At 71.3% G+C, this 15,183-nt stretch carries 9 protein-coding genes and 1 tRNA gene; 8 read left to right on the forward strand and 2 right to left on the reverse strand.

What is annotated here, in order from left to right:
* The first annotated feature begins 148 nt into the window (after positions 1-148).
* The 7 genes from ACN6LB_RS28870 (at position 149) to ACN6LB_RS28900 (ending at position 12,424) form a co-directional block, all read left to right on the forward strand.
* A complete protein-coding gene (locus ACN6LB_RS28870) occupies positions 149-2,419 on the forward strand; it encodes a protein kinase domain-containing protein (protein ID WP_445028435.1) in 2,271 nt (756 codons plus the stop codon).
* 120 nt (positions 2,420-2,539) lie between these two features.
* Complete coding sequence (locus tag ACN6LB_RS28875) at positions 2,540-2,737, forward strand: hypothetical protein (protein WP_445028436.1); 198 nt, start codon at positions 2,540-2,542, stop codon at positions 2,735-2,737.
* A gap of 259 nt (positions 2,738-2,996) precedes the next feature.
* Entirely contained in the window at positions 2,997-5,810 is a 2,814-nt protein-coding gene (gene topA / locus ACN6LB_RS28880; protein ID WP_445028437.1) for a type I DNA topoisomerase, read from the forward strand.
* A gap of 117 nt (positions 5,811-5,927) precedes the next feature.
* Complete coding sequence (tmk, locus tag ACN6LB_RS28885; protein ID WP_445028438.1) at positions 5,928-9,125, forward strand: dTMP kinase; 3,198 nt, start codon at positions 5,928-5,930, stop codon at positions 9,123-9,125.
* A 108-nt stretch (positions 9,126-9,233) separates the two neighbouring features.
* Positions 9,234-10,439 carry a DNA polymerase III subunit delta' gene (locus tag ACN6LB_RS28890; RefSeq protein ID WP_356135058.1) on the forward strand — a complete coding sequence of 402 codons (1,206 nt, stop codon included), beginning with the start codon at positions 9,234-9,236 and terminating at the stop codon, positions 10,437-10,439.
* A 189-nt stretch (positions 10,440-10,628) separates the two neighbouring features.
* Complete coding sequence (locus ACN6LB_RS28895) at positions 10,629-12,242, forward strand: alpha/beta hydrolase (protein ID WP_445028439.1); 1,614 nt, start codon at positions 10,629-10,631, stop codon at positions 12,240-12,242.
* 108 nt (positions 12,243-12,350) lie between these two features.
* Positions 12,351-12,424: transfer RNA gene (locus ACN6LB_RS28900), tRNA-Thr, on the forward strand.
* A 128-nt stretch (positions 12,425-12,552) separates the two neighbouring features.
* Here ACN6LB_RS28900 and ACN6LB_RS28905 read toward each other — a convergent pair.
* A complete protein-coding gene (locus ACN6LB_RS28905) occupies positions 12,553-14,154 on the reverse strand; it encodes a tyrosine-type recombinase/integrase (RefSeq protein ID WP_445028440.1) in 1,602 nt (533 codons plus the stop codon).
* Positions 14,151-14,837, reverse strand: a complete 687-nt coding sequence (locus ACN6LB_RS28910) for a helix-turn-helix domain-containing protein (protein ID WP_445028441.1) — start codon at positions 14,835-14,837, stop codon at positions 14,151-14,153. The genes ACN6LB_RS28905 and ACN6LB_RS28910 overlap by 4 nt, the downstream gene beginning before the upstream one ends.
* A 95-nt stretch (positions 14,838-14,932) precedes the next feature.
* On the opposite strand from ACN6LB_RS28910, the gene ACN6LB_RS28915 reads away from it, so the two are divergent.
* Positions 14,933-15,163 carry a hypothetical protein gene (locus ACN6LB_RS28915; RefSeq protein WP_445028442.1) on the forward strand — a complete coding sequence of 77 codons (231 nt, stop codon included), beginning with the start codon at positions 14,933-14,935 and terminating at the stop codon, positions 15,161-15,163.
* Positions 15,164-15,183 lie beyond the last annotated feature (20 nt).

The raw sequence follows: 15,183 nt of genomic DNA on the forward strand, positions 1-15,183 counted from the left end.
GGCAGTTCCGCTCCACTGGGACGCAAGGTGCCCGATCTGCCAGGATTGGTCCGCAAAAGGGCTCCTGTCAGTGGTGGGTGCGAAGCTACCTTCTAGGGACAAGCTCCACGCGTTCTCGGGGGAGGCGCGCTGTCTCGGGGGAGGCGTGATGTCGGGGGAGACGCCGGATCAGGGTCAGGGCAGGATCATCAGCGGCAGGTACCGGCTGCTGCGGACACTCGGCGCGGGCGGCATGGGCCGCGTCTGGCTCGCGTACGACAGGGAGTTGGCCTGCGAGGTCTCCATGAAGGAGATCGCGTTGCCGGACGTGCCGATGGACGCGAGCGAGCCCGCGCAGCGGATCGCGCGAGCCCGCAGCGAGGCCCGGCACGCGGCGCGGCTGCGCGGCCACCCCCATGTCGCCACCGTGCACGACGTGGTGGTGCACGAGGGACTGCCGTGGATCGTCATGGAGTACGTGCCGGACGCGGTCGATCTCCAGGCGGTCGTACGGCAGTCGGGGCCGCTGCCGCCCGCGCAGACCGCGCGGGTCGGGCTCGCGGTCCTCGACGCGCTGACGGCGGGACACCGGATCGGAATCCTCCACAGGGATGTGAAACCGGCCAACATCCTTCTGGCGCCGGATGCTTCGGGCGACCCCTACGCGCGCGTGCTGCTCACCGACTACGGCATCGCGCTGCAGCCCGAGTCGCACGAGCCCCGGCTCACCTCCACCGCCGGCATCCTCGGAACGCCCGGCTATCTCGCCCCCGAGCGCGCCCGCGGCGAACCGCCGACACCGGCCGCCGACCTCTTCTCCCTGGGCGCCACGCTGTACGCGGCGGTGGAGGGCCGAGGCCCCTTCGACCGCCACGGCGACTACGCGACGCTGACGGCCCTGCTCGGCGAGGAGCCCACCCCACCGGTGCGCGCGGGTGAACTGGCTCCCGTACTGCACGGGTTGCTGGTCAAGGACCCGGTGCGCAGGCTGACCCCGGAGGCGGTGGCCCGCGGACTGGAGCGGGCGGCGCAAGGGGCCGCCGGCGGCTTCGCACCGCCCCAGGGATGGACGGCGGCACCGGGCGTTTCGGCGGCGGGCGGCTTCGGTCAGGCCCAGGCCGGCGGCTCGACCGGAGCCCCGCCACCGGGATACGCCGCGAGCGGTCCACCCGGGTACGTGATGGGCGGGCCGTACGGAGCGCATACGCCGGCGCCCCCCGCGGACCAGCCGGCGGCCACGCCGCAGGGCCCCGGGCTGTACATGGACCAGCCACTGATCACCTCCGGTCCCCCCACCCCGGGCACCTTCGGGGGGCCGGCACCGGGCGCCCCGCACACCCCTGGCTCGCCTCCGGCGCCGCACACGCCGCTGGGCGCTCCGGCCACGCCGGGACAGCAGCCGGGTTCCGGTGGTCCCTACGGCTCGTGGAATCCGTACGCGAACAGCCCGACGGTGTCCTCCTACGACGGGCCCGGCGGCCCCGGAGCGTACGCGGGCGGTCCGGGGGGACCTGGTGGCCAGGGCGGCCCGTCCGGCAGGGGACCCCTGCGCGGAAAGCCCGTCGGCGTGGTCGTCGCCATCGTGGCGGCCGTCGCCCTGCTTGTCGGCGGCGGCGTATGGGCGGCCGTGACACTGACCGGCGGCGACGGTGATTCCAGCGCGCATCCCACTTCTTCGGCGCCGAAGCCGAAGTCCAAGGCTCCGGGGTCCGCGCTGCCGTACGGCCAGGAAGTGGGTCTCAAGAAGGCGCTGCGGCCCGGCGACTGCGTGCACGCGGTCTGGTCGTCTCCGGCGAAGGCGTTCCAGTCCAAGCCCAACCTGGGTGTCGTGAACTGCGCGCACGACTATCCGGACGGCCAGGTGGTGTCCGTGGCGAAGGCGAGCGACTACGCCGACGCCAGCGCCAACGGCGCCGCGCAGTGTGCGAGCGGGGCCCAGGAGACGGCGGACTCGCTGGCCGACGCTGCCGTCTACGCCGTCACACCGACGAAGGAGGGGTTCGACGCGGCCGGCGGAGGTACGGCATGTCTCGTACTCGGCCGTCATGTTCCGATCGGCGGGGAGATCGGGCAGTTCCGGGAGACCGAGGCGACCGTGTGGACCACCGAGATGAGCCTCGGTGACTGCTGGATCTACATCGACCACAAGGACAGCTTCACCTCGTCGCTGACCGACTGTGCCGATGGGCACACCGACCAGGTGATCGGCTTCACCGAGGTCTCGGAGAGCATGGGCTTCGACGAGGCGCTGCAGCAGGGGAACAAGCTGTGCGGCAACAAGTTCGAGTCGACTTGGGCGCCGGGATCCGATCTGGTCATATACGGCTATCTGTCCGACGAGAGCCTCTGGGACAAGGGATTCACCTTTGTCGTGTGCACTGTGGCACAACCGGATCACACCCAGTCGAGCGGTGCGATATCGGCGGGCGGCAGCGTCTGAGCCACGCGGGGCGGACGTATGAGGGGCTGTCCGCTCTGCGTTCACCCGGGGTTGGTCTCCCTGTCGCGCGCAGGTGCCAGCCTCCCGGTCCGGGGCAACCCGGAACGGGAGGGAAGGCACATGGAGAGCGGACCGGCGATCTTCGCGGGGATGGTGTTCGCCCTGTTCGGAGGCGCGCTGCTGACCTGGACGGTGGTCCGGGTGCGGCACCGCGAGCCCGTTGCCCACGGTGTGAGCCCCGTCGCATCCGCCGCCCTCGCGACCCTCGCCTCCGCGGCGGCGCTCGCTGCCGGCGCATGGTGCTTCACGCGCCTGTGAGCGCCTGGTCCGCGGCGGCCCGCGGGGGGCCTCCGGGTAACTGATAGATCACCCTCCGGATGGGCCGGGAAAGGCTCCCGGTCACTCCGGGCGGCAGGAATGGCGGTAGTCGGGTTACCGTTCGAGTGGCCGTTGCGGGCTTTTCCCGTTTGACACGGGGGCGGGATGTACCGTCACACTCCGCAGCGTCAGCACGATTCGACCCCCGGGCCCCAGGCTTGGGGAGACCCCCCTGCGTCGACCGGAGAGAAGAGCGAAGTTGTCCCCGACCAGCGACACCGCACACGGCGGCCGCCGACTCGTCATCGTCGAGTCGCCTGCCAAGGCGAAGACGATCAAGGGCTATCTCGGCCCCGGCTATGTCGTCGAAGCGAGCGTCGGGCACATCCGCGACCTCCCCAACGGCGCCGCGGAGGTGCCCGAGAAGTACACCGGCGAGGTCCGCCGCCTCGGTGTGGACGTCGAACATGACTTCCAGCCGATCTATGTGGTCAACGCCGATAAGAAGGCTCAGGTCAAGAAGCTCAAGGACCTGCTGAAGGACTCCGACGAACTCTTCCTCGCCACCGATGAGGACCGCGAGGGCGAGGCCATCGCGTGGCACCTCCTGGAGGTCCTGAAGCCCAAGGTTCCCGTCAAGCGGATGGTCTTCCACGAGATCACCAAGGACGCGATCCGGGCCGCCGTCGCCAACCCGCGCGACCTCAACCAGCGCATGGTCGACGCCCAGGAGACCCGCCGCATCCTCGACCGCCTCTACGGCTACGAGGTCTCGCCGGTCCTGTGGAAGAAGGTCATGCCGCGGCTGTCGGCGGGCCGTGTGCAGTCCGTGGCGACCCGCCTCGTCGTCGAGCGGGAACGCGAGCGCATCGCCTTCCGCTCCGCCGAGTACTGGGACCTGACCGGCACCTTCGGCACCGGCCGCGCCGGTGACCCCTCCGACCCGTCCCAGCTGATCGCCCGCCTGACCACGGTCGACGGCCGGCGTGTCGCCCAGGGCCGCGACTTCGACTCGCTCGGCCAGATCAAGAGCGCCAACACGCTCCACCTGGACGAGGCGAACGCCCGCGCGCTCGCCGCCGCCCTGGAGAACACGGACTTCTCCGTCCGCTCGGTCGAGTCCAAGCCGTACCGCCGCTCGCCGTACGCGCCGTTCCGCACGACGACGCTCCAGCAGGAGGCCTCGCGCAAGCTCGGCTTCGGCGCGAAGGCCACGATGCAGGTGGCACAGAAGCTGTACGAAAACGGCTTCATCACCTACATGCGTACGGACTCCACGACCCTCTCGGACACGGCCGTCACCGCCGCCCGCACCCAGGTCACGCAGCTGTACGGCGCCGACTACCTGCCGTCCAGCCCGCGCACGTACGCAGGGAAGGTCAAGAACGCGCAGGAGGCGCACGAGGCGATCCGCCCCTCCGGCGACCGCTTCCGCACCCCGGCCGAGACAGGCCTGACCGGCGACCAGTTCCGGCTCTACGAGCTGATCTGGAAGCGGACCGTCGCCTCCCAGATGAAGGACGCGACCGGTAACTCGGTCACGGTCAAGATCGGTGGCCGTTCGAGCGACGGCCGCGACGCCGAGTTCAGCGCGTCCGGCAAGACCATCACCTTCCACGGCTTCCTGAAGGCGTACGTCGAAGGCGCCGACGACCCCAACGCGGAGCTCGACGACCGCGAGCGCCGGCTGCCGCAGGTCGGCGAGGGCGACCCGCTGTCCGCCGAGGAGATCTCGGTCGACGGCCACGCCACCAAGCCCCCGGCCCGCTACACCGAGGCCAGCCTCGTCAAGGAGCTCGAAGAGCGCGAGATCGGCCGCCCGTCGACGTACGCGTCGATCATCGGCACGATCCTCGACCGCGGCTATGTCTTCAAGAAGGGCACGGCCCTGGTGCCGTCCTTCCTGTCCTTCGCCGTGGTCAACCTCCTGGAGAAGCACTTCGGGCGGCTCGTCGACTACGACTTCACGGCCCGGATGGAGGACGACCTCGACCGCATCGCGCGGGGCGAGGCGCGTGCGGTGCCGTGGCTGAGGCGGTTCTACTTCGGTGAAGGTGCCGAGGGCGGCGCCGCCGACGCGGGCAACGGCGACGGGGACCACCTCGGCGGCCTCAAGGAGCTCGTCACCGACCTGGGCGCCATCGACGCCCGCGAGGTGTCGTCCTTCCCCGTCGGCAACGACATCGTGCTCCGCGTCGGCCGCTACGGCCCGTACATCGAGCGCGGCGAGAAGGACTCCGAGAACCACCAGCGCGCGGACGTACCGGAGGACCTGGCGCCGGACGAGCTGACGGTCGAGCTCGCGGAGGAGCTGCTCGCCAAGCCGAGCGGTGACTTCGAGCTGGGTGCCGACCCGGAGTCGGGCCACCAGATCATCGCCAAGGACGGCCGTTACGGCCCGTACGTCACCGAGGTGCTCCCCGAGGGCACCCCGAAGACGGGCAAGAACGCCGTCAAGCCGCGTACCGCCTCGCTCTTCAAATCCATGTCTCTCGACACGGTGACCCTTGCGGACGCCCTCAAGCTGATGTCGCTGCCGCGCGTCGTCGGCAAGGACGCCGAGGGCGTGGAGATCACGGCGCAGAACGGCCGCTACGGCCCGTACCTGAAGAAGGGCACGGACTCCCGGTCGCTCACCGCCGAGGACCAGCTCTTCACGATCACCCTCGAAGAGGCGCTGGCGATCTACGCCCAGCCCAAGCAGCGCGGCCGCGCCGCCGCCAAGCCGCCGCTGAAGGAACTCGGCGCGGACCCGGTCAGCGGACAGCCCGTCGTCGTCAAGGACGGCCGCTTCGGCCCGTACGTCACCGACGGCGAGACCAACGCGACCCTGCGCTCCGGCGACAGCGTCGAGGAGATCACCCCGGAGCGCGGCTTCGAGCTGCTCGCCGAGAAGCGCGCCAAGGCACCGGCCAAGAAGACCGCCAAGAAGGCACCCGCCAAGAAGACGGCCACCAAGAAGGCCCCTGCCAAGAAAACGGCCGCAAAGAAGACGACGACTTCGAAGACGGCCGCCAAGAAGGCACCCGCCAAGAAGGCCGTCGCCAAGAAGACGGCCGCTTCCGAGAGCTGAGCCCGCTGAGCCCTGTGCGTCTTCCGCACGCGTGCGCCCCTACACCTTCCGGTGTGGGGGCGTCCGTATGTTCGGCCACCCCTTCGGGGAGTCAGTGGGTCCGGATAGGCTGGCGGGATGACGCGAGCCGAGCAGCCAACGGCCAATGAACCGGCCCCCGACGACGCCCTGGTCGCGGATTCCCGCGAACGCGCCGTCCGCGCTCTGCTGCGCCGGCCGCAGCTGAGGCGGCTCTGGAGCGCACAGCTCGTGGGAGGTGTCGGCGACGCCCTCGCCCTGTTTGTGCTGGTCGTCCTCACCTTCCAGGCGGCCATCGCCGAGGGCTCCTTCGGCGGCGGCTACCGAGGAGTGGCCCTCGCCGTGGCGACCGTCTTCGGGGCGCGCGTGCTCGCCACGCTCCTCTTCGGCGCCGTCCTCCTCGGCCCGCTCACCTCACTGACCTCCCCGGACGGCCCGCTCGACCGGCGCTGGACCATGGTCGGCGCGGACGGCGTACGCGCCGCGCTCCTGATCGTCGCGCCCCTGTGGATCGACTGGACCCCGGACGACGCCCTCGCCGTCCTCCTCGTCATCGCCTTCGTGACCGGAGTCGCCGAGCGCTTCTGGACGGTGTGCCGCGAGAGCGCGGCGCCCGCCCTGCTGCCCGCGCCGCCGCTGGAGGGCGCCACGGTGCGCCCGCTGCCGGACCACATGGACGCCCTGCGGCGCCTGTCGCTGCGTACGGGATTCATGGCGGTGCCGATCGCGGCCGCCGCGCTCGTCGCCGTGTCCCTCGTCAACAACCTGCTGGGTGCCGGGATCGCCTGGTTCGAGCAGCATCAGGCGGCGCTCGCCTCGTACGTCGCCGCCGGGCTGTTCGCCGCCTCGCTCTCGGTGGTCACGTTCCTCGAACTGCCCGACTCCCGCACCCCGCGCGCCCGCTCGCCCCTGGAGGGCCTGCGCAGGCCCAGGACGGGCACCGGCGTCGACAAGGGCCGCACGGGCGCGATCCCGCTGCTGGTCCTCGCCTGCGCCGCCGTCGCCGGGGCGGTCTCGGCCTCCGTCGCCGTCTCCGTGCTGCACGCCAAGGACCTGGGCGGCGGCCCGGTGACGTACGGACTGCTGGTCCTCGCGCTGACCGGAGGCGTCGCCGTCGGCATCCGCACCGCCCCGAACGTGTTGCCGGCGCTGTCGCGGCGCAGGCTGCTCGCGCTGGCGATCGCCTTCTGCGGCGTCGCGCTGCTCGCCGCCGGGCTCGTCCCGGACGTCACCACCGTGCTGCTGATCGTCGCCCTCGCGGGCATCGGCGCCGGCATTGCCGCCAACACCGGGCACACCCTCCTCGACCAGGAGGTCGAGGAGTACCGGCGGGCGCGTACGACCGAACACCTGCACGCGGTCGTACGGGTCCTCGTCGCCCTGGGGGCGCTCCTTGCGCCCGTGGTGGCCGCGGCGATCGGGCCGCACCGCCTGGAGAACGGCAAGTTCGTCTTCGCGCACGGCGGCGCCGCCTTCACGCTCATGCTCGTCGGCGCGCTGCTGCTGCCGGTCGCCGCGCTGGTCCTCGCCAAGGTCGACGACCGCTCCGGCGTACCGCTGCGGCAGGATCTGCGGGACGCGCTGCGCGGCGGCGACGACCCGGACCAGCTGGCCGCCGCGACCGGGTTCTTCATCGCCCTGGAGGGCGGTGACGGCGCCGGGAAGTCGACCCAGGCCGAGGCGCTGGCCGAGTGGATCCGGGCCAAGGGCCACGAGGTCGTGGTGACGCGCGAGCCGGGCGCCACACCGGTCGGCAAGCGGCTGCGGTCGATCCTCCTCGACGTGTCGTCCGCCGGGCTGTCGCACCGGGCCGAGGCGCTGCTGTACGCCGCCGACCGTGCCGAGCACGTCGACACGGTGGTGCGGCCGGCGCTGGAGCGGGGTGCTGTCGTCATCTCGGACCGCTACATCGACTCGTCGGTGGCCTACCAGGGCGCGGGCCGTGACCTCTCGCCCACCGAGATCGCCCGTATCAACCGCTGGGCGACGGACGGGCTGGTGCCCCATCTGACCGTCCTGCTCGACGTCTCGCCGGAGACGGCACGCGAGCGGTTCACGGAGGCGCCGGACCGGCTGGAGTCGGAGCCGCTCGAGTTCCACACGCGCGTGCGGTCCGGGTTCCTGACCCTGGCGGCGGCCGACCCCGGGCGCTACCTGATCGTCGACGCAGGTCAGGAGCCCGAGTCGGTCACCACCGTCATACGGCACCGGCTCGACGTGATGCTGCCGCTCTCCGAGGCCGAGGTGAAGGCCCAGGAGGAGGCGCGCAAGGCGGCCGAGGAGGAGGCCCGGCGCAAGGCCGAGGAAGAGGCCGCCCGCAAGGCCGAGGAGGAGCGCCTGGAGCGTGAGCGCCAGGAGCAGCTGGCCCGGCTGCGCGCCGAGGAGGAGGAGCGCAAGCAGCGCGAGCTGGAGGAGGCCCAGCGGCGCGAGGCCGAGCGCCAGGCCGAGGAGGCCCGGCAGCGTGCGGAGGAAGCCCGTCGTCGCGCCGAGGAGGAGCGCGTCAGGCAGCTTGCCGAGGAGCAGGCCCGGGCCGCCGAGGAGGAGCGCCGGCGCAGGCAGGCCGAGGAGGAGGCCCGGCTGCGGGCCGAGGCGGAGGAACGCCGCCTGGAGAAGCAGCGCAAGGCCGAGGAGGCCCTGCTGCGTGCCGAGGAGGCGCGCCGGGCAGCGGAGGCCGCGGCGGCCGCAGCGGCGGCGGCTTCGGCTGCGGCTTCGACCCCGGCTCCGGGTGCGTCCGGTTCCGCGGCGTCCTCGCGACGGGCTTCGGCCCCGGCCGACAACGAGACGACGGTGCCCACGCCGATCGTGACGCCGTCGAACGCCTCGGGCGGTCCCATGGAGGAGACGGCCAAGCTGCCGAAGCCGCCGGTGCCTCCGGGGGCGGCCGACGAGACGGCGGTACTTCCTCCCGTACGGGAGGACCGGGCCGCCGACGAGACGGCAGTGCTCCCGCCCGTACGAGACGATCGCGCCGCCGACGAGACCGCGGTGCTGCCACCGGTCCAGGACCGCGGGGACGCCGGGGGCACCGGGAGTGCCAGGGACGCCGGCGCGGGTGGTCCCGCGGATCGCGTGCCGCCGGGCTTCTTCCGTGACGAGCGGCCGGCGCCCCGGTCCGACGGTCCCGAGGACCGCACCCGGGAGCTGCCCCAGGTCGACGACCGGGGCACCCCGCGTCGCCGCCCGCGCTCCGACTGGGCGGAGGAGACCCCGCTGGACGACCTCCCGACGCTGGCGGACGAACTGCTGGGCCCGCGCGACGACGAGCAGGACGAGGGGCGGGGCGGGCGCCGGCGCTGAGCCGGTCCCGGTCCCGGACCCGGCCGCACAGTCCGTGGCGGTCCGTTGTCAGTGGCGACCCGCACAATGGACGCGGCAAGGCAAAGTGCGACGAAAGGGCGGTGCCCCGTGCCCGTATGGGACGACCTGGTGGGCCAGGAGAAGGTGAGCGAGCAGCTCGCCGCCGCCGCGCGTGACGCCGACGCGCTCGTCACCGCCATCGCCACGGCCGCGCCGCCGCCCGAGGCGTCGAAGATGACGCACGCCTGGCTGTTCACGGGCCCGCCCGGCTCGGGACGCTCCACGGCGGCGCGCGCCTTCGCGGCGGCGCTCCAGTGCGTGAGCCCCGACCGCGCGCTCGGCGGCGTCCCCGGCTGCGGCTTCTGCGACGGCTGTCATACGAGCCTGGTGGGCACCCACGCCGACGTGCAGATCGTCCGCACGGACCTCCTCTCCATCGGCGTGAAGGAGACCCGGGACCTGGTCCGCCGCGCCCAGATGTCGCCCGCCGGCGGCCGCTGGCAGGTGATCGTCCTGGAGGACGCCGACCGCCTCACGGAGGGCGCGGGCAACGTCCTGCTGAAAGCAGTGGAGGAGCCCGCTCCGCGCACGGTCTGGCTGTTGTGCGCCCCCTCCATCGAGGACGTCCTGCCGACCATCCGTTCGCGCTGCCGCCTGCTCACACTGCGCACCCCGCCGGTGGACGCGGTCGCCGACATCCTCGTACGGCGGGACGGCATCGAACCCGACGTCGCGGCCGTCGCCGCCCGCGCGACGCAGGGCCACATCGGGCGCGCGCGCCGTCTCGCCACGGACCGCAGCGCCCGCGAGCGGCGGGCTGCCGTCCTGAAACTCCCGCTGCGCATCGACGATGTCGGCGGCTGCCTCAAGGCCGCCCAGGAGTTGATCGACACGGCGGCGGAGGACGCCAAGCAGCTCGCCGAGGAAGTCGACGTGAAGGAGACCGAGGACCTGAAGACGGCGCTCGGCGCGGAGAAGGGCGGCCGCATGCCGCGCGGCACCGCGGGCGTCATGAAGGAGCTGGAGGACCGGCAGAAGCGCCGAAGAACGCGTACGCAGCGCGACAGCCTGGACCTGGCCCTGATCGACCTCACCGGGTTCTACCGCGACGTCCTCGCCCTCCAGCTCGGCTCACGCATCGCCCTCGCCAACACCGAGGCCGAGGACGTCCTGGAGCGCCTGGCCCGTGGCAGCACACCGGAGGCGACCCTGCGCCGTATCGACGCGATCGCCGCCTGCCGCGAGGCCCTCGACCGCAACGTGGCACCGCTGCTGGCGGTGGAGGCGATGACGATGGCACTGCGGGCGGGGTGAGCCGTCGGGCTCCCTGTGGGTAACTCGTCGGGTTCCCGGCGAGGCAACTCGTCACGCCTACCGGCAGGGTGACTCGCGGGTTCACTCTCTCGGTGGCTCGGAGTGTCCGGCCGGTTGACCGGGTCACTCGTAAGAGGATCATCCGCCACCGATGGTGAGCAATTCATCGCGCAGGGTTACGCTCGCGAGATGTACACCAGGCGTTCTGTCAGGTCTTCAGCCGGATCCGTCCGTTCCGCCGTCACGAGCCGCACCCTCCGCGCCGGCGGCACGCTGCTCGCCGTGGCGGCACTGCTCGTCTCGGCCTGCTCCTCGGGCAGTTCGAGTACGGCCAGGTCGACTCCGGACACGGCGCTGGGCGCGCTGCCCCGGGCCACGCCGTCGACGCTGTCCCCTTACTACGGGCAGAAGCTGACCTGGCGCACCTGCGGTGTCCCCGGCTTCGAGTGCGCCACGATGAAGGCGCCGCTGGACTACGCCGAGCCGACCTCGGGCGACATCCGGCTGGCCGTCGCGCGGAAGAAGGCCACAGGCCCGGGCAAGCGGCTCGGCTCGCTGCTGGTGAACCCGGGAGGCCCGGGCGGCTCGGCGGTCGGCTACCTGCAGGGGTACGCCGGCATCGGCTACCCGGCGGAGGTCCGCGCCCGCTACGACATGGTCGCCGTCGATCCCCGCGGCGTGGCCCGCAGCGAGCCGGTCGAGTGCCTGACCGGCCGCGAGATGGACGCGTACACGCAGACGGACTTCACTCCCGACGACAAGAAGGAGAAAGGCGAACTGGTCGACGCCTACAAGAAGTTCGCCGAGGGCTGCGGACGGCGGTCGGCCGATCTGCTGCGGCATGTCTCCACGGTCGAGGCGGCCCGCGACATGGACATCCTGCGCGCGGTGCTGGGCGACAAGAAGCTGACCTATGTCGGGGCGTCGTACGGGACGTTCCTCGGGGCGACGTACGCGGGGCTCTATCCCGACCGGGTGGGCCGGCTCGTCCTCGACGGCGCGATGGACCCCTCGCTCACCGCCCGGAAGCTGAACGAGGATCAGACGGCGGGCTTCGAGACCGCCTTCCGGTCCTTCGCGAAGGACTGCGTGCGCCAGAGCGACTGCCCGCTCGGCGGCGCGGGCACGAGCCCGGACCAGGTCGGCAAGAACCTCAGCGCGTTCTTCACCCGGCTCGACGCGGCTCCCCTCCCGGCGGGCGACGCGGACGGCCGCAAGGTCGGCGAATCCCTCGCGACGACGGGCGTGATCGCGGCGATGTACGACGAGGCGGCCTGGCCTCAGTTGCGCGAGGCCCTCACCTCGGCGATGAAGCAGGGGGACGCGGCGGGCCTGCTTGCCCTCTCCGACAGCTACTACGAGCGCGACGCCGACGGCCGGTACGCGAACCTGATGTTCGCCAACTCGGCCGTGAACTGCCTCGACCTCCCGGCGGCCTTCTCCACCCCCGACCAGGTCGAGGCCGCCCTCCCCGCCTTCGAAAAGGCGTCCCCCGTCTTCGGTGAAGGCCTCGCCTGGGCCTCCCTGAACTGCGCCTACTGGCCGGTCAAGCCCACCGGTGAACCCCACCGCATCGAGGCGAAGGGCGCGGCCCCGATCGTCGTGGTCGGCACCACCCGCGACCCGGCGACCCCCTACCCCTGGGCCCAGTCCCTCGCCGCCCAGCTCTCCTCCGCCACCCTCCTCACCTACGTCGGCGACGGCCACACCGCCTACGGCCGAGGCAGCGACTGCATCGACTCCACGATCGACCGCTACCTCCTCCGCGGCACCCCTCCCACCAAGGGAAAGCGCTGCTCATAGCCCCTGCGACGGTCCCCGCCTCCGGGCTCCTCAGGGCGTGTGCGGAGCACCCCGGGAAACTGTGTAGACTTACCGACGTTGCTGATCGCACCATAGTGCTGACAGCGCGCCGCCTTAGCTCAGATGGCCAGAGCAACGCACTCGTAATGCGTAGGTCTCGGGTTCGAATCCCGAAGGCGGCTCCGGCAAAGGCCAGGTCACATAGCCCGTGACCTGGCCTTTTGTGTTGCTCCGGGCATGACGCGTCACGCGGACGGGGTGCCGCGAGATGGCTTGCGTGAGCGATGCGTGAGCGGTGCGGTCCGGTGGCCTACTTCTTGGGCTTCTTCCGCTTGGCCTTCTTCTTGGCCCTGGCCTCGGCTTTCGCCTTGGCCGCCGCCTTCTTGGCGGCCTTACGGGCCTCCTCCGCCTCGGTCTTCCGCTGAAGCGGGACCAGCTTGGCGGTGGCTTCGGCCGCGTTCTTGCCGACCTGCGGCAGGACGCTCTGGTAAATGTCCCGCGTGATACGGGTGTCGCTGTGCCCGAGCGTGTCCGACACGATCTTCACGTCGATGCCGGCGGCGAGCATGAGCGTGGCCGCGCCGTGCCGGAGGTCGTGCAGCCGGATCGGCGGGAGGCCGGAGGCGGCGACGAGGCGCTCGAAGAGGTCGGTCACTTTCCCGGGATGGAGCCAGGAGCCGTCTTCCTGGGTGAAGACCATGCCGGTCTCGACCCAGGCTGATTCCCACTCCTCGCGGTCCGCGTCCTGCTGTTCGCGGTGCCGCTTCAGGACGTTGACGGTGTCGTCGTCGAGGGCGACCACGCGGAAGCCACTGTCCGTCTTGGGCTCGGAGGTCTCGACCTCCCACCCGTCCTGGACGAGCTGGGCGGAGACGGTCAGGGAGTGGTCATCGAGGTTGGTCTCCGACCAGGGCTGCGCGCATGCCTCGCCCCGCCGCAGGCCGCGGAAGGCGATCAGGTGCCACATTGCGTACAGCCGGTCTTCCGCGAGGAAGTCGAGGAACGCGCCTGTCTGTTCGGGCGTCCAGACCATGACGGGGGAGGGCTTCTCACCCGTCTGCTCCCACCTGGCGACCCGCGCGTCCGTCCACACCAGGGCCTTCGGCTTGCGCACCGGATCGAGCTCGACGTGCGCCGCCGGGTTGAAGGTGAGGATCTGCTGGCCTATCGCGTCGTTCAACGCAGACCGCAGCGTCGCCTTGATGCGCAGCCGTGTCGCCGGACCGGTCACACGCCGGAACGGCGGCATGGCGTCGATCGCCGTCCTCATCACCTTGCGGCGGGCGCGGTTGCCCGCGCCCTTCCACGGCACGGTGGCCAACTCCTCCACCGCGGCCCGGCGCTGGGCGTTCTGCTCCAGGATCTCGGCATTACCGTCGGCTATGGCCGTGAACATCTCGCTGAGATGGCTCACGCGCAGGCGGTCGAGACGGTGGTGGCCGATCCGGGGCTTCAAATGGAACCGGATATCGGTTTCGTAGCGGGTGAGCCCCGACTTGCGGATGCGCTTGCCGTCGAGCCACCGGTCGAGCCACTCGCTGACGGTCAGACGGCCGATCAGGTCCTGACCGGACTTCAGGCGCCGCCGGGTCTCCTCGACATCGGGCAGCGGCGACTTCTCGTCGCCGACCTCCTCCAGCATGGCGGCGATCAGTGCCATGCCCTCGGGGTCGTCGGTGTCGGCGAGGCCGAGCAGTGCGCGTATGTGATCGAGATCGGCCTGGGCCGCCTTCAGGGAGTCGTAGCCGGCGCGGCTGAAGGAGCGGCGGGTGCCGTCGGCGCGGGGCGGGAGCTCCTGGCGTATGGAGTACGAGCCGTGCTTGCGGCTGGAGAGCTTCGGGCACTGCTTACCGAGCGGCTTGCCGGTGTGGGGGTCTCGGCAGTAGCAGCGGCGGTGGGTGGAACCCTTCAAAGATCGTTCTCCTCTGTGGTGTCGCCGTCGGGTGGGTCGACGTCGGCGAGTTCTGGTGGCAGGTACGGCGGTGTGCCGCCGTCTTCGCTGATGAAGGCGCGGGCGCTGCGGAGGCGGTACTTGGCTTCCAACGCCCTTTCGGCGTAGTCGGCTTGGGCACGTACGGCTTCCTCGCGCTCGGCCTGGTTGGGTGCCGTCTCGGCCTTCCAGCGCTCGTGCTTCTCGCCCTTCAGGGCGGCCAGGGCGGCGCGCTGGTAGTGAATGTGGGCGCGGAAGGAGCGGAGCATGTCGTCTTCTTTGCCGAAGTCCTCGCTGTCGCCGGTGAACCAGCGCATGGCATCCCACGTCGGTTCGGAGTGCTGTAGGGGCAGGCGTTGGGCTCGGTCGACGTAGCCGACGGGGTAGAGCAGGCAGATCGGGTAGGTCCGCAGGGCTTCGGCCAGGACGAGGACGTCGACTAGGGGCAGGCTGGCGCGGCGGCCGGATTCCATGTTGGCGATCACGTTGCGCGGGATCGGATGGCCGATCTCCTCGCAGCGGTCGGCCAGGTCCTGGGCGCTCATGCGTAGCTCCTTCCTGCGTCTGCGGACCTCGGCGGCCACCGTGGCCATCACCTGATCCACCCACTCCGGGACGTCGTCCTCGTCATCTCTATCTCTAGGATCAAAACGGCGTTGTGTCATGTAGACACATTAGCTTCCCGATGATGGTTAGTGATCGCCTGGAGCCGGACGTGATGCCGCGTTCGCCGAGGGCTCACTCATGAACGGAGCGCTGGATGCGCGAAAACGAGGCCACCGAGCAGCCCAAGGGCATGACGCGGGCGGAGCTATTGGCCCTGCCCGCCGCCATTGACCTGGACACTGGCAACCGGGCGCTCGGGCTGGGGCGGAGCAAGGGCTACGAGCTGGCCAAGCGCGGCCAATACCCGTGCAAGGTCCTGCGCCTGGGCAAGGCGTACCGCGTCGTGACCGCCGACCTGTTGAACCTGCTCGGCTTGGCCGCGTGAGCAGCCCTGCCCATAGCAGA

It is taken from the genome of Streptomyces sp. SAS_270 (assembly GCF_052543295.1).

Excerpts from the sequence above, each read along its gene's own strand:
- ACN6LB_RS28875 (WP_445028436.1), top strand. The coding sequence starts at position 2,540 with ATGGAGAGCGGACCGGCGATCTTCGCGGGGATGGTGTTCGCCCTGTTC.
- ACN6LB_RS28915 (WP_445028442.1), top strand. The coding sequence starts at position 14,933 with ATGCGCGAAAACGAGGCCACCGAGCAGCCCAAGGGCATGACGCGGGCG.
- tmk (WP_445028438.1), top strand. The coding sequence starts at position 5,928 with ATGACGCGAGCCGAGCAGCCAACGGCCAATGAACCGGCCCCCGACGAC.
- ACN6LB_RS28870 (WP_445028435.1), top strand. The coding sequence starts at position 149 with ATGTCGGGGGAGACGCCGGATCAGGGTCAGGGCAGGATCATCAGCGGC.
- ACN6LB_RS28910 (WP_445028441.1), bottom strand. The coding sequence starts at position 14,837 with ATGACACAACGCCGTTTTGATCCTAGAGATAGAGATGACGAGGACGAC.
- ACN6LB_RS28895 (WP_445028439.1), top strand. The coding sequence starts at position 10,629 with ATGTACACCAGGCGTTCTGTCAGGTCTTCAGCCGGATCCGTCCGTTCC.